This window comes from Desulfosediminicola flagellatus, assembly GCF_005116655.2.
In the GTDB taxonomy this organism is placed as follows: domain Bacteria; phylum Desulfobacterota; class Desulfobulbia; order Desulfobulbales; family Desulfocapsaceae; genus Desulfopila; species Desulfopila flagellata.
The window spans coordinates 6,424,015-6,437,334 of sequence record NZ_CP050698.1 but is presented as its reverse complement, the minus strand read 5'-3'; the positions used below and the strand labels follow the sequence as shown (position 1 = coordinate 6,437,334).

The window sequence follows — 13,320 nt, the reverse complement described above, 5'->3', positions numbered from 1 at the left end:
AATTATAAGATACTCTTTTTTAAAACAATATATGAGGGAAGGACTATGTGCGATACATGCGGTTGCCCGAGCCCGTCACACACACACGATCACGATCATGACCATGGCCACTCACACAGTCATGAGCATGAGGCAAAGAAAGTAGATGTTCATGCCAGCCTTTTTGCGGCAAATAATGCTATGGCTAAAGCCAACAGGGATCATTTTGATGCGATTGGTGCTGTGGCGCTGAACCTTATCAGTAGCCCGGGGTCTGGAAAGACAACGCTTTTGGAGCACACCATTGAAGCATTGAAAGGCGAGATATCTATTGGGGTAATTGAAGGTGACCCTGAGACTGACCGTGATGCTGAGCGTATCCGCGCAAAAGGTGTACCCGTTGTTCAGCTTACTACCGGCGGTGCTTGTCATCTTGACGCTGCGATGACCCACAAGGGTTTTCATCTGCTGGAGAAAGAGCCTGGATATGCACCTGTTGATATTCTCTTTATCGAAAATGTCGGTAACCTCGTCTGCCCTGCTAGCTTTGATCTTGGTGAGCATGAGCGTGTTGTTCTTGTATCTGTGCCTGAAGGGCCCGATAAGCCTGCAAAATACCCGCGAACATTTGCTACATCTCACACTTTTCTTATTACCAAAACTGACCTGCTGCCATACTTTGACTTCCCGGTTGAGGAAGCACGTAAGGAAGCATTAAAGTCTAATCCGAACCTTAAAGTGATGGAACTCTCCAGCACTACCGGTGACGGATTTGAAGCATGGCTTGATTATTTGAGAGGAATGGTCAAGGAGATGAAGGCAAAAAAAGCCTAAATCAGATCAATTCTCTGCACCATTACCAAATGACTCTGGGCAATCCGTCCAGAGTCTTTTGTGTTTGTACTGACAGGTCTTACCTTCCCGCCCCATCACATCCCTTAAAAGAACGAATGTTTCCTCTAATGCAACTCGTCACTACAAAGAAATGTTCATAGAGCTTTTAACATATGTACAAAGACATTTGCCTTAACATAATTAACAACAATCTCACTATCAGCTAACGCCACCACGCCAAAACTCAATAAAAGTTGACAAAAAGAAAACTCTCAGTAATATCGAGTTTTGAACGTATCTGGCTGCATTGTGGTACTAGCGATCCTTTATAACGACTAATCTAAAAGGGTATTACAGTTGCAGATCAAAAATTATCTCGTCAACAGGGAGAATAGGTAATGAAAAGTGTGTTAGCAAAGAAGGTTGCGCAAATTGCTTGTGGATTAACTGCCCTGGCAATGATTTCAGGGTTGGCAGCTACTGCCCAGGCGAGTGTTAAATTTGGTCATGTTGCGCCTCCATTTCACGGACAGTCAAAAGGTGTAGATGCATTTGCTGCGTATGTCAAAGAAAAGACCGATGGACGAATTGATATTGCGACATTTCCTGCAGGTCAGTTGGGCGGCGAACGATCAATGGCAGAGCAGGTCCAGAGCGGTACGCTGCAAATTGCCGCTGTAACGACTGCGGTAATGCAGAATTTTGTTCCTCAGGCTGCAATAATTGATATGCCGTTCATCTTCCCAAATCGTGCAACTGCTTATGCAACGCTTGATGATGAAGAGTTACAGGAGAAATTCTTTTCATATTTTCCAAAGAAAGGGTTTATCGCGATCGGCTGGACCGAAAACGAGATTCGCGATTTCACCAATAATAAACGCCCTATCCATAAGCCTGAAGATATTAAGGGATTAAAGGTCAGGGTAATGAACTCGCCTATCTACCTTGATACATTTAAGCAGCTCGGTGCATCACCCGTTGGAATTCCTTTTCCTGAGACCTATAACGCTCTGCAGGCAGGTGTGATTGATGCACAGGAAAACCCTATCCTGACCACAGTCTTGATGAAGTTCACCGAAGTAACCAAGTACGTGACACTCACCCAGCATTGTCTGACTGAGTGTGTGATTGTTGTAGGCGTCGATTACTGGGAGTCACTGAGCGACGCTGACAAAAAAATCTTTAAAGAAGCATCAAAAATTGCCATAGAGACCAACCGCACAGTGAATGCACAGCTCCACCAGAACCTTCCTAAATCAAACATTTCAATCGAAGACTATGCAAAAGCCAATAACATTGAGCTGGTTACTTTGAGCGATGAAGAACGCGCTGCATTCCGCGAGGCAATGGTTCCTGTTTGGGATAAATATCGCAAGAAAATCGGTAATGACCTGTTTGACTTTGTTCTCGCTAAAATCGAAGAAAATACGAAATAGAACTTTTTTTATATAGTTAGTTTTCATTTCGGCCCGGTTGCGCCATGTAGGACGCTGTCCGGGCCGCTTTTGCAACAACGATACCCTGGAGATTTGTAGTGGGTGTAAAACACGCTGGTCAATTGCTCGACAGAGCGGAGAAAACTGTTCTGGTCTGGACCATCCTCGGGCTGGCATTAATCGGGTTTGTGCAGGTTTTCACTCGATATCTCTTTAATTATTCGTTTACCTGGTATGAAGAATTAGGCAGATATCTGGGCGTCTTCATAACCTTTCTCGGTGCTTCCATTGGTGTAAAAAGTGGCAGCCATTTCACCATGGATCTCTTTGTCACCAGGATACCCAGCCCCTGGCAGCAGATCCTCAGGTCGGCAACATCCGCGCTTTCTGGATCTTTTTTCTTTCTGGTCACCTGGTATTCGTGGAAGATTCTGACCCGTATGTACGGCTACGAGACCACCTCTCCCACAATGGAAATACCGATGTATATAGCATATCTGCCAATCCCTATATTTTCCATGACCATGGGAATCAGGTTCTTTGTACACAGCTTCGACTTCCTACGAGATATTCGGCACAGTGACAGCGCTCGTGAAGGAGAAGCACAATGATTGCTATTATATGTTTTTGCTTTTTCCTGCTGCTTTTTGCCGGTGTACCTATAGCGGTAATTCTCGGTGTTACCACTGCACTCTCACTAGTACTCTTTACTGATACACCTCTTCATATAATCACCCAGCAGCTCTTTAATGCGCTGGATAAATTTGTGTTACTGGCAATTCCGTTTTTTATACTGGCCGGCTCCATCATGACCCGTGGCGGAATTGCCCGACGCCTGATTGAGTTTGTCAATGCGCTGGTGGGATGGTTCCCTGGCGGCCTAGGTATGGCCGGGATCCTGGCATGCATCTTTTTTGCTGCCATCTCAGGTTCTTCTCCTGCCACCGTAGTCGCCATCGGCTCTATTATGATACCGGCACTCATTAAAGCTGGATATGGTGAGAAATTTTCTCTGGGCCTTATTACCGTTTCCGGCTCGCTTGGTATTGTAATACCGCCATCCATTCCGATGATTCTCTATTGTCTGGTAATGAATGTATCTGTAGCCGAGATGTTTATGGCAGGTGTGCTTCCCGGTCTTTTTATCGGCGCCGCGCTCATGGCCTACACCTATGTCATTGCTAAACGCGCCAACTGGCGGATTGAGAAAAAGGCTTCACTCAAAGAGATTCTTACTGCAGGAAAACGCGGAATATGGGCCTTATTACTGCCGCTTATTGTCCTGGGTGGTATTTATTCCGGTCTCTTTACCCCTACAGAAGCAGCTGCTGTCAGTGTTGTTTATGCGCTCTTTGTTGAGCTTTGTATCTATCGTGAGTTCGGGGTTAGCTCAATAACCTCCATTTGCCAGGAGGCTGCAATCCTTTCGGCCTGTTTACTCTTTATTCTTTCCTGTGCCATGACCTTTCTCTGGTTATTGACCGCAGAACAGGTCCCTCAGCAACTTGCTGATATAATTATTGAGCATATCCATAGTCCCTGGATGTTTTTACTCTGTGTCAATCTGCTGTTTCTGATTCTCGGTTGCTTTATGGACGACGTCAGCGCAATGCTGATTCTTGCCCCGCTGTTTCTGGACACCTTAAATCGCTATGGTATTGATCTCGTCCATTTTGGAGTTGTGATGGTGCTCAATATTCAGATGGGAATGCTTACCCCACCCTTCGGGCTAAACCTTTTTGTTTCGTCAGGAATGACCGGAAGGCCAATCACTACAATTGCCCGTGGCGTACTACCGTTTCTTGGAATCATGCTGCTCTGCTTGATGTTCGTAACGTATATTCCGGGTATTTCATTAATATTACCTGAAATGCTGCTCCGCTAGAGAGGAACTATGCTGGACTCTGCCGTAAAAAACGACCTTGTTACAATTGTTGGTGAAGATCGATATATCGACCAGATCGAAATACTCACCTGCTATTCGTACGACTCTTTTCTTGAAGAATCGATGCCTGATGCGGTTATTTTCCCGCTTACTACCGAAGAGGTCTCTGAAATCATGCAGGTTGCCTCTAAATCCGGTGTGCCTGTTACCGCAAGAGGTGCTGGAACAAGTGTATGCGGAGCCCCAATCGCAGCTGAACACGGCATAGTGCTCTGTTTTTCCAAAATGGATAAGATCATCGATATCAACACGCGGGACAGGCATGTAATTGTGCAACCGGGTTTGATCAACGGTGATCTGCAACGCGCCCTGGCACCTTTAGGATTTTTCTTTCCGCCTGATCCCGGCTCAATGAATTTTTCGACAATCGGTGGAAATGTAGCACTGAACGCGGGTGGCCCTCGCTGCCTGAAATATGGGGTAACTGTTGATTACGTTCTGGGAATGCAGGTGGTACTTGCCTCAGGCAAGATCGTGCGGTTCGGCTCGAAAAACATCAAGGATGTCACCGGGTATAATTTCACTTCACTATTTTGCGGCTCGGAAGGAACCCTTGGTCTTGTTACAGAAATAACCCTTCGGGTAGTACCTCAACCAGAAACAACCCAGACCCTTCTTGTTACCTTTGACAATCTGGATAACACGGCACAGGCCGTATCGGATGTCATTGGATCTGGCATCCTACCGGTTTCAATGGAGTTAATGGACAAAATGACCATCAACGCCATTGAAGATTCTGTCCAGCTTGGCTTACCAAGAGAAGCTGAAGGGTCACTACTGATTGAGGTCGATGGCAGTCGCGAAGCATGCGATCGTGAACGCGAGCAGATCATTGAAAAAGTACAGGAACATGGCGCAGTCTCAATAGAGGAAGCCCAAAACCAAGAAGACAGAGACAGATTATGGGCCGCCAGAAGGGCCGCTTATGGTGTCTTTGCCAAGATCGCTCCGGACATCCTTTCTGAAGATGTTACGGTTCCGGTAAGTAAAGTTCCCGATATGATCAGGAAAATTTATGAGATTACCGGCAAATATAATCTCAAAGCCGGGGTTCTTGCCCATGCCGGCGATGGCAACATGCACCCGCTAATCTGCGCAGATCGAACTAACACAATTGAATGGATGCGTGTGGAAAAAGCATTTAGAGAGATTTTTGTAGCCGCTGCCTCACTTGATGGAACCCTGTCCGGTGAGCATGGAATAGGCCTTGCAAAAGCTGAGTTTCTGCCACTTGTCATGGATCAGAACTCACGCGACTTTATGTCTCTTATTAAAAATGCTGTAGATCCAGATAATATACTTAATCCCGGGAAATTTGTGTGATGCAGAATACGACAGGAAATTGTGGAAAATGCGGCATCTGTCTGACAGTTTGCCCGGTATTTAAAGTGCTGAAAGAAGAACAGGCTTCTCCTAGAGCCAGGGTTCAGCTTATTCGTGCTTATGAGGATAAGAAGCTTCCTTCGTCACCATTACTTAAAGAGTTAATATCTAAATGTGTGATGTGCGGTAGCTGTGCTGCGATCTGCCCGTCCGGCGTAGACCATAATTCAAAGTTCATGGAAATGCGTTCCGAACTTATTGCTGCTGAAGGAGACAGGGTTGAGATTCGCGGTCTCGTCTACCTACTCGCGAAAGAGCAGCGTTTGCGCTTAAGCATGGGCATGGCTCGCATGGGCCAGGCAGTCCTTCCTGACTTTTTGGCAAAGAAATATAAACTCGGCAACATAGCTGTTACTAATTATCCCAAGCTCAATAAAAAACCGTTCCGTTCCACAATACCTGAAGAAATAGCTCCAGAAGGTGAAGAACGAGGTACAGTCCTCTATTTTACCGGATGTGCGACCAACTATATTTTTGACCAGACCGGCTTTGCAACCATCAGCCTGCTCAGTAAAATGGGGTATCGGGTAATCACCCCGAAAAAACAGTGTTGTTGCTCAATCCCCATGCTCTATCATGGCGGAGTGAAAGAAGCACAGGCTAATATTCAAAACAACGTGGCATGTTTTGACCGCGAATCAATCGATGCGATATTAGTCGATTGCCCTACCTGCGGCTCTGCGCTCAAAAAAGAGTTTCCTGCCATGATGAGAAAATTTGGTCTTGACGCTGAAGCCGCAGATCGAATCGCTGCCAAAACACAGGATTTGATGTCGTTTGTTTATGCAAACTTGGAGCATCTCAATTTTGAAGAAACCAACCCGGCCTGCGAGAAAAACGTTACCTACCACTTGCCCTGTCATTTGAAAAACTCTTTTGTATCAGCCGAGAGATTGCTCGACGCGATTCCGGCAATAGAATACACCCCAGCTGCAAACGGCGCTGACTGTTGCGGTGGCGGTGGCACCTTCTTTTACGAGTATCCTGATGTTTCTAAAAAAATGGCATCTACGAAAATAGAAAGTGCGCGGGAAACAGGTGCAGCCCTCTGGTTGACTGATTGCCCTGTCTGCAGAATCAATCTTGAAGGTCAGCTGGACGACGACGATACACTCACGATGATGCATCCTGCCGTTTATCTTCTTTCATTGCTGCAAAAATAGACAGGAACTCTCTATGGATGAAAAAATTATAGCTGAAAACATCAAGAAGGTCAGAAAACTCAAAAAAATGACCTTGCAGGAACTTGCTGATAACACCGGTCTTACAAAAGGGTATCTCTCCAAAGTAGAACGATCTGAGAAAGCTCCACCGTATTCAACTCTCAGCAAGATTACCGGTGCTCTAGGAGTTGAAATTACCGATGTTCTGAAAAAACGTGTCGAGCCTTTAAAAGAGTTGCCCATAGTTATCGCAAAAAAGGCTGACGGACGCATCATCAGAGAAAGTAGTAAGTATGTCGGCTACGATTACGAGGTTCTCGCAATTGATAAACCAGGCAAGAACATGGAGCCATTTATCATCTATGCTCCATTTGAGTTCACCTCACTTTTTGAACATGAAGGTGAGGAGTTTATATACGTCCTCGAAGGGTCTATGGAATTCAACTATGGCGGCAAGCTCTTTATTCTTGAAGAAGGCGATCATACCTATTTTGATTCCCGCATTCCGCACACAGGTCGAAGTATTGGTGATACCCGTGCTAAATTAATGGTGATGATTTACTTTTATAAACGTAACCGTCAATAACACCTCTCAAATAGACCCGTCAGATCTACAATCTACTGAGTATCCATCCTAAAACGACCCTTCTGCCTAATATCAGCGTTGATGCCCCAATAACGGTTAAGAATTTCAGGCTAAATCTTTAATAGCCACTTCACACTTTCTTTCATCAGAATAACCCGATATGTTTGAACACACCGATCATATCAGCCTGAAATCACCATTCACTTAATACGTTATGACTCCCATGACCCACCCCAATCAGACTTCAGCACAGAAAAAATTCCCCGATACCTATACCCATCTCTCCATATCCAGGCAAGATGTACTGAAATGCCTGTCAGTCATATATCAACATATTTCCCGGACCAACCTGCTCACATGCCTCAACAAGGCAGAATATAAAAATGAATTTGGCAAAAGATACACACACAAAAATATTGAGCCATACCTGGAAGATCTTGAAAAAAAGAAGCTCATTGAGATGACTGCGCAGGGACTTTGCTGCAATGAGGAAATAGTCGAACTTGCCAGTCGCGAAGCCGTGCGTGATGACAGCTTCGCCACCTTAGCAGAGGTTGTACAGAAAAACATACCATTAGAGCAACGGTGGAACAACACTGTCTGGTACAGAACCTATGAACAAGGCCTTCGTGAAATTAGAATAGCTTTCTATTCTCGGATGGAAGACGATTCGATCATACGTATTCTCAGGTCCGTCCAAAATCAGTTCCCGGGAAAAACCTTAAGCGAACCTCTGGTCGAACGTATCTTTTTTAATCCTCTCGATACAGATCTGTTACACTCACGCTCCCCGTTTTTTATTGAAATGATTATCATTCCGAGGCTCATTGATGCCGTCATGCTGCTCGAACCAGCCAACAACCTCCTTGCCTTTGTTCGTAACTATGACGAGATAAATCATATTGAGGGTGATGGTTTTCAGTCTGCTATTGCGCTCCACTCTATTTGCAGAGGAGAGATGACTAAAACCCTCCAGGAGATGGATTCCTGGGAACACTCTTCAAAAATGTTCAGTTATCGCGGATGGCTCGCTCTTTTACAAGGCAACACAGATGAATCCCTTCAGTTGTATCGGCAGGGACTCGAATTGCTCAAAAAAGAAACAGGAAAGCGCAAGGTTTCCTTTAGCAACCTGGCTGGTATCTTTTACTGTGTAGCGTTGCTTAAGGTCGGCGGAAATGAAAATTTACAAGAGGCACTTGAATACGTCCGGCGGGTAAAAAAGCAGAAAGAAAATTTCATGAGCTACTGCATCTGCGACGACGTAGAACAAACTCTGCTTCTTGCCATGGGGAGAAAGAGTCAGGCCGAAAAAACAGGCCACTCTTTTGGCACTCATAACTATTACGATTTCCCCTCAGTGCTGATTGCTGTTTTCACACTTGCCTGGCAGGGAGAGGCGTTTGACCAGGATGATTTTGAGATCATTGAAGTCATGCGACAAAGAGCAGAACAAAACGGCTATTACTGGTTTGCCAAGGAAGCAACGGCAATACTGCTGGAAAATGGGTATATGCCGGACATTAACCGCAAGAGATATGAAAAGCTTAAAACACTCTGCCCCCTGCCTGATTTCTTTAAAGCGATACAGCCTCAGGAAAATTGGGAGAAAGTGCTTGATGCATTGAGTCATCTTAACAGCAATGCGAATGAATCTAAGGCCACGGGGAATGAACGGATGGTCTGGCTTATCGAGTTTGATGATGACTACTACGAATGTGAAATTGTCCCCCGTTTGCAGAAGCTCGGCAAAAACGGCAAATGGAGCAAGGGACGTGCAGTTGCCCTCTCCACTCTCTGCAGTAACGTGAACACTCTGACATATCTGAGTGAACAGGATAAACATGTTGTGGCTGCCATTCAAAAATCCCACTCATCATCATGGGGGTATTATGGCAGTTCCAGCACCTACAGTATTCAACAAAGTCAGGCCTTACCAGCCCTTGTTGACCACCCGCTGCTATTTTGGGCAGACCATCCGACGACACGACTCGAACTGGTCAAGGGAAGCCCGGAGCTCCATGTAGTAAAGAAGAGAAACCGTTATGAAATTTCACTTTCTCCCGAAATGGACGAAGGTGAATCATTTCGTTTGATTCAGGAAACGCCAACACGTTTACGGTATATCCCACTCACTCAGGATTATGCCAGAATATGGGACATCATCGGCAATTCTGTAGATGTTCCCTTTCAGGCAAAAGATAAGGTACTGGAAGCACTCTCCCAGGTTTCTAAAATCCTGACTGTCCACTCTGATATCGGCGGAGCATCTATTGATGCAAAAACTGTCGAAGCGGACGCACGCCCCTATGTCCATCTCCTCCCTGTAAATGAAGGAATGCAGGTAGAAGTGTTATGCCGCCCTTTTTCCACCGGTGGTTCATATTATCAACCCGGAAGTGGTGGTAAAACTGTGCTTGCAGAGGTTGACGGTGTTCAACTTCAGACCGTAAGAGATTTAGAACAGGAGCGGAAAAATGCTGAGTTTGTACAGGAAAAATGTCCCACGCTGAACCGTGTTGAGGTCCACGGAAATGAGTGGACTATTGATGATCCTGAAACATCTCTGGAACTACTGTGTGAGCTGCGTGATTTAGGAGATGAAGCAATTGTTGAGTGGCCGAAAGGCGAGAGTATGCGCGTAACTCCTACCGTCTCCTTTTCTCACTTTTCAATGGGCATAAAAAAAGATAACAATTGGTTTGGTGCCACAGGAAGCCTTCAGGTAGACGAAGAACTTACACTTGATATGAAGAAGTTGCTTGCCCTGACCGCCAATTCACCAAGCCGGTTTGTTCAACTTGATGATGGTAGATTTCTGGCACTGACCAAAGCATTCAAAAAGCGAATAGAGGAACTGCGGGCCTATTCTGAAAGCCATGGTGATGGCATTCGTTTCAGCCCTCTGGCAGCACCTGCCTTAGAAGAGTTCACCGAAGAGATTGGAGATTGCACCACAGACAAACACTGGAAGAAAAACCTCAAACACTTTCAGACATTAGGTGACACACAACTCCCATCTACCCTACAGGCAACTTTACGTGACTATCAGCTGGAAGGTTTCTCATGGCTTGCCCGCCTCTCCGCTCTTCAGGTTGGGGCCTGTCTTGCTGACGATATGGGGCTCGGTAAGACCATTCAGGCTCTGGCAGCCATTTTGTTACGTGCACCGGAAGGTCCGACCTTAGTGGTTGCACCGACTTCAGTAATGATGAACTGGCAGGATGAAGCTACTCGTTTTACCCCCACCCTGAATGTACAATACTTTGGCAACGGTAACCGACAGGAGATTCTTGACGGGCTTGGTGAATTTGATCTGGTTATCTGCAGTTACGGATTACTTCAGAGTGAAGGAGAAATGCTTGCTGGTGTAGAATGGCAAACCGTTGTACTGGACGAAGCACAAGCTATTAAAAACATGCAGACCAAGAGGTCGCAATCAGCTATGAAATTGCAGGCCAGTTTTAGACTCATAACTACTGGCACTCCAATTGAAAATCATCTCGGTGAACTGTGGAATCTTTTCCGATTTCTCAATCCAGGCCTACTCGGTTCTTTTGCAAATTTTAAACGCAAATTTGCAAATCCTATCGAAAAACATCAGGATAGAACTGCAACTAATCACCTAAGGAAATTGATCCAGCCGTTCATTCTGCGCAGACTTAAACACGCTGTATTGCAGGAACTGCCGTCCCGAACTGAGGTTACCATGCAGGTCGAGATGAGTGCTGAAGAAGCAGCAATGTATGAAGCACAGAGGTTGCAGGCACTGGAAGCACTTGCCGAAGAACAAACCGTCGGCGCTGGCCAGCAGCACATCCAGGTACTTGCTGAAATTACCAGACTGCGACGTTTTTGTTGCAATCCTGAGCTTGTTGTTCCCGATGTGGGTATTGCCAGCTCTAAGCTCAAGGTGTTCACCACTATTGTTAAGGAACTGTTGGAAAACAACCACAAGGCACTGGTTTTCAGTCAATTTGTCGGCCATCTCGCCCTTATTCGAGAGCGACTCGAATCACTTGGAATTTCCTACCAATACCTCGACGGTTCCACAACTCCTCAAAAGCGAAAAAAAGCGGTGAAGGATTTTCAGGCAGGAAAAGGCGATATTTTTCTCATCAGCTTGAAAGCCGGTGGAGCTGGGCTCAACCTGACAGCTGCAGATTATGTTATTCATATGGACCCATGGTGGAACCCGGCCGTGGAAGATCAGGCTTCAGACAGGGCTCACCGAATTGGCCAGCAACGACCGGTCACTATCTATAGACTGGTAGTCAAAGACTCCATTGAGGAGAAAATCGTTGCTCTACATAAGGAAAAACGCGATCTGGCTGACGGCTTATTGGCGGGAAGTGATATGAGTGGAAAAATTTCGACTTCAGAATTGCTCAAATTACTGAGAAATGAATGAGATGTTTTTTGCTGGCACAAAATTTTGAACATCTTGGTTGCCTGTCAAAATCATCAATCAAGCAAATAGCCTGCCAGAAAAGCAGCACTCAGAACTGATATATCTTTGATCACAAACGCTTACTCACCTGCAGGTCCCCCAACTAAAGACCAGATGACGCATTTGAATATCACATAAATCTGATTACAAACACGTCATTCCTTACATTGTCTATTTCACGGTGATTCAACCGCATATGACTCAAAGTCACCATTATCATTAATTTTTATGACAACGGCACTCTTTGCAGGGTTACCGGTCTTGTCCATATCCAGACTACCTGAAACACCTTGATAGTTTTTTATCGAAGCAAGCCGCTGCATGATAGCGTTTCTATTATCAAGGACATTGTCAGTAAGGCCATCCAATTGTGATATTGCAGTAAGCAACAAATTTACTGAATCATACCCTAAAGCACCGTAAGCAGTAGGAAGCATTGCTGTCTGCGCTTCATACTGTTTAACAAACGTTTCGGTTATTCCTTTTGCACCGATTGCCGCAAAGTGCGAACTATAAAAAAGCCCCTTACACTGGTCCCCGCATTTTTCTACCAGATCTGATGCTTCCCAGGCATCACCACCCAGGATTATTTTATTCCAACCAGCTTCACGAGCCTGCTTAACGATTTCCGGAATTTCGTGAGCATACTGAGGGACAAACAGTACGTCTGCACCAGAATCAACTATTCGCTTCAAGTGGGCAGATAACTCTGTTTCATTTGGCAGGAATTTCTCAAAAGCAACAACAGATCCCTTACCTTTCTCCTTTTCAAATGAATCCTTAAAATACTCGGCCAATCCTTTTGGATAAGCGCTTGCAATATTATAAAGCACCGCAGCCTTCTCCGCCTTAAACTCTCGTATGGCAAATCTTGCCATAACCTCTCCCTGAAAATTATCCAGAAAGCAGGCACGAAATACATAGGGTCTGTCTTGGGTTGTGCGCGGATTTGTCGAAGTAGGAGATACCATAGGAGCCTTAAAAGACTCACAGATGCCACCTGCAGGAATAGCGTTGGAGCTTGAATTAGGACCTACTATACCCAGAACATTGTCTTTTGTGATCTGATCCAGAGTGACACTTACAGCTTTCTGCGGATTCGACTCATTATCACCATAGACAAAGTTTACCGGATATCGCTTATTGCCAACCAGAAGACCTCCTGCATTGTTAACCTGATTCCTGATTAACTCGGCACCTTCTTTTGTGCTCAATCCAGTGGTCTTTCGCGGACCACTCAAGGGTAGGTTCAAGCCTATTGTGATAGTTTCCAGACTCATTGCCGGTGTTGCCGACACAGACAGCGCAACAAGCGCTGCCCAAAACAGAACTTTACAACGGGTGGTGAGGGGCATAGCTCTACTCCAATTGAAGTTTCGAACATGGCACATCATCATTAACGGCTTCCCGCATGGACAGCGCCACATTCATTAGACCAATATAGACTATCGCAAATATTTTCAGCACCTACCCTTCTACCCTATGGCACAACAAGTCAGCAACAATTTTATTGTGCCATTTCAAGCATCTTGCCGATATGCACC

Annotated in this window: 9 protein-coding genes; 8 read left to right on the top strand and 1 reads right to left on the bottom strand. The window is 45.5% G+C overall.

Annotated elements, in window-relative coordinates; all coding sequences use genetic code 11:
- Window positions 1–45 precede the first annotated feature (45 nt).
- The 8 genes from hypB (at window position 46) to FCL46_RS26585 (ending at window position 11,737) form a co-directional block, all read left to right on the top strand.
- On the top strand, window positions 46–813 hold the full coding sequence (gene hypB, locus FCL46_RS26620; RefSeq protein ID WP_136808631.1) for a hydrogenase nickel incorporation protein HypB: 768 nt from the start codon (window positions 46–48) through the stop codon (window positions 811–813).
- Between the two features lie 398 nt (window positions 814–1,211).
- Entirely contained in the window at window positions 1,212–2,249 is a 1,038-nt protein-coding gene (locus tag FCL46_RS26615; RefSeq protein WP_217909530.1) for a TRAP transporter substrate-binding protein, read from the top strand.
- Between the two features lie 98 nt (window positions 2,250–2,347).
- Window positions 2,348–2,860 (top strand): TRAP transporter small permease, encoded by a 513-nt coding sequence (locus tag FCL46_RS26610; protein WP_228723290.1) that lies wholly within the window; start codon window positions 2,348–2,350, stop codon window positions 2,858–2,860.
- Window positions 2,857–4,134 carry a TRAP transporter large permease gene (locus tag FCL46_RS26605; RefSeq protein WP_136808632.1) on the top strand — a complete coding sequence of 426 codons (1,278 nt, stop codon included), beginning with the start codon at window positions 2,857–2,859 and terminating at the stop codon, window positions 4,132–4,134. The genes FCL46_RS26610 and FCL46_RS26605 overlap by 4 nt, the downstream gene beginning before the upstream one ends.
- Before the next feature lie 9 nt (window positions 4,135–4,143).
- Window positions 4,144–5,517 carry an FAD-binding oxidoreductase gene (locus tag FCL46_RS26600; RefSeq protein WP_136808633.1) on the top strand — a complete coding sequence of 458 codons (1,374 nt, stop codon included), beginning with the start codon at window positions 4,144–4,146 and terminating at the stop codon, window positions 5,515–5,517.
- On the top strand, window positions 5,517–6,740 hold the full coding sequence (locus tag FCL46_RS26595) for a (Fe-S)-binding protein (RefSeq protein WP_136808634.1): 1,224 nt from the start codon (window positions 5,517–5,519) through the stop codon (window positions 6,738–6,740). The genes FCL46_RS26600 and FCL46_RS26595 overlap by 1 nt, the downstream gene beginning before the upstream one ends.
- 13 nt (window positions 6,741–6,753) lie before the next feature.
- Window positions 6,754–7,326: a helix-turn-helix domain-containing protein gene (locus tag FCL46_RS26590; RefSeq protein ID WP_136808635.1), complete on the top strand. Its 573-nt coding sequence runs from the start codon at window positions 6,754–6,756 to the stop codon at window positions 7,324–7,326.
- 223 nt (window positions 7,327–7,549) lie between these two features.
- Window positions 7,550–11,737, top strand: coding sequence for a DEAD/DEAH box helicase (locus FCL46_RS26585; RefSeq protein ID WP_167505947.1), 4,188 nt, complete (start codon window positions 7,550–7,552; stop codon window positions 11,735–11,737).
- Between the two features lie 215 nt (window positions 11,738–11,952).
- Here FCL46_RS26585 and FCL46_RS26580 read toward each other — a convergent pair whose 3' ends face one another.
- Entirely contained in the window at window positions 11,953–13,131 is a 1,179-nt protein-coding gene (locus FCL46_RS26580; RefSeq protein WP_136808637.1) for an ABC transporter substrate-binding protein, read from the bottom strand.
- Window positions 13,132–13,320: the final 189 nt, after the last annotated feature.

What these genes read in the sequence shown, in the direction of transcription:
- hypB (WP_136808631.1), top strand. Translation starts at nt 46, where the DNA reads ATGTGCGATACATGCGGTTGCCCGAGCCCGTCACACACACACGATCAC.
- FCL46_RS26615 (WP_217909530.1), top strand. Translation starts at nt 1,212, where the DNA reads ATGAAAAGTGTGTTAGCAAAGAAGGTTGCGCAAATTGCTTGTGGATTA.
- FCL46_RS26605 (WP_136808632.1), top strand. Translation starts at nt 2,857, where the DNA reads ATGATTGCTATTATATGTTTTTGCTTTTTCCTGCTGCTTTTTGCCGGT.
- FCL46_RS26600 (WP_136808633.1), top strand. Translation starts at nt 4,144, where the DNA reads ATGCTGGACTCTGCCGTAAAAAACGACCTTGTTACAATTGTTGGTGAA.
- FCL46_RS26595 (WP_136808634.1), top strand. Translation starts at nt 5,517, where the DNA reads ATGCAGAATACGACAGGAAATTGTGGAAAATGCGGCATCTGTCTGACA.
- FCL46_RS26590 (WP_136808635.1), top strand. Translation starts at nt 6,754, where the DNA reads ATGGATGAAAAAATTATAGCTGAAAACATCAAGAAGGTCAGAAAACTC.
- FCL46_RS26585 (WP_167505947.1), top strand. Translation starts at nt 7,550, where the DNA reads ATGACCCACCCCAATCAGACTTCAGCACAGAAAAAATTCCCCGATACC.
- FCL46_RS26580 (WP_136808637.1), bottom strand. Translation starts at nt 13,131, where the DNA reads ATGCCCCTCACCACCCGTTGTAAAGTTCTGTTTTGGGCAGCGCTTGTT.